Genomic DNA, 1,699 nt, shown 5'->3' on the forward strand with positions numbered 1-1,699 from the left:
AAACGAAGGATCTACTTATGAGATTCTTCGGCCACTTACGCGGCCTCAGAATGACGGGTATAGTGACTAATTGAAAAAATCAATTTACAATAAATCAAATCTATATATAATGGTTTTTTAGCATGGTAATAAAAGGTGATGCGTGAGTCAAAAATTATCAGCCATTAAAGAGGGCTTCAAAATACCCATCCAGTACAGGCACTTAATATGGATTTTAGCTTTAAAAGAGCTTAAAATCCGATACAGAGGATCCGCATTTGGTTTTTTTTGGTCTATATTAAACCCTCTGCTTTTGTTATTGATATATGTTTTTGTTTTTACTGTTATATTTAAAGCATCCGCTAAAGCCTACCCTGTGTATTTGTTTGTGGGTCTTTTGCCGTGGAACTGGTTTGCCGGCTCTATAAATGAGTCTACAATGGCTATCGTAAGCTCTGGAGCATTTGTAAATAAATCTACGCTTCCATCCGAAATCTTAATAATGGTAAAAGTATTATCAAACTTTATAAATTATGTTTTGTCTTTGCCTGTGCTACTTTTATTTATAATTATTTTCGGTGTTTCAATAGGCTTGCCTTTGATTGTATTTCCTGTAATTGTAATTATTCAATTTTTTATTACCTGTGGAATTGGTTTTTTTGTAGCAACCTGGGAAGTCTACTACAGGGATATGCAACATATTGTAATGAATTTATTGCAATTTTTATTTTTTGGTATGCCAATTATGTATTTTGAGCAACAGCTACCCCTAAAAGCCCAAAAACTCATTTTTTTAAATCCGCTTGCTTATTTGATTAAATCTTACCAGAGTATTTTTTACTACAATTGGTTTCCAAAACCTTTTTATCTGGCTTTACTTGCTTTAGTAGCTATTGTTGTATATACTCTGGGGTTTTTATATTTTAGATCACACAAAGAGGAGTTTCCAGAGTTAGTATGAGTATATATGCCATAGAAGTATTGCATCTTACAAAACGATTTAAAGTCGTTGAATACAACCCCACTTCTATAAAAACTAAATTTGTAGGTTTTATTAAAAGCGGTTTTAAAAGAAAAAAAAGGCCAACAATAACTGTGCTTGATGATATCTCGTTTTCAATAAAAAAATCTACAACATTTGGTATAATGGGTAGAAATGGTGCTGGCAAAAGCACACTTTTAAAGCTAATCTGTGGCATTATAACACCAACTAGTGGTACAATTATAAGAAACGGAAAAATTGTGCCACTTTTAGAGCTTGGTGCAGGCTTTCATCCAGAACTTACAGCAAAAGAAAATATACTAATAAACGGACTTATGCTTGGGCTATCTAAAAAAGAAATAGAGGCAAAATACGATGAAATACTTGATTTTGCAGAATTAAGCCATGTAGCAAACGAACCATTGCGTACATTTTCATCTGGTATGTATATAAGACTTGCTTTTTCTGTAGCAATAAACATAAATCCTGATATTGTAATACTTGATGAAATAATGGGCGTAGGCGATCAATCCTTTCAGAAAAAAAGTTCTGAAAAAATATTAGAGTTCCAAAAAAAAGGTAAGACATTAATCATAGTTAGCCATGATCCTGATTTAGTTGAAAAAATATGCGATGAAGCCATGCTTATAGAAAAAGGTAAAATTGTAGAATTAGGAAGCCCTGCAATTGTAGCGAAAGCTTATACTGCTATGTTAAGTTAATTATGAATGCATTTTT

General features: G+C 32.3%; 2 protein-coding genes. Both read left to right on the forward strand.

The features are described 5' to 3' along the window. Positions 1 to 142 precede the first annotated feature (142 nt). Positions 143 to 940: an ABC transporter permease gene (locus tag ACP5FO_RS08760; protein ID WP_291490356.1), complete on the forward strand. Its 798-nt coding sequence runs from the start codon at positions 143 to 145 to the stop codon at positions 938 to 940. Further along, positions 937 to 1,683, forward strand: coding sequence for an ABC transporter ATP-binding protein (locus ACP5FO_RS08765; RefSeq protein ID WP_428157420.1), 747 nt, complete (start codon positions 937 to 939; stop codon positions 1,681 to 1,683). The genes ACP5FO_RS08760 and ACP5FO_RS08765 overlap by 4 nt, the downstream gene beginning before the upstream one ends. The last annotated feature ends 16 nt before the right edge of the window (positions 1,684 to 1,699 follow it).

This window comes from Desulfurella sp. (genome assembly GCF_049977265.1).
Lineage (GTDB): Bacteria > Campylobacterota_A > Desulfurellia > Desulfurellales > Desulfurellaceae > Desulfurella.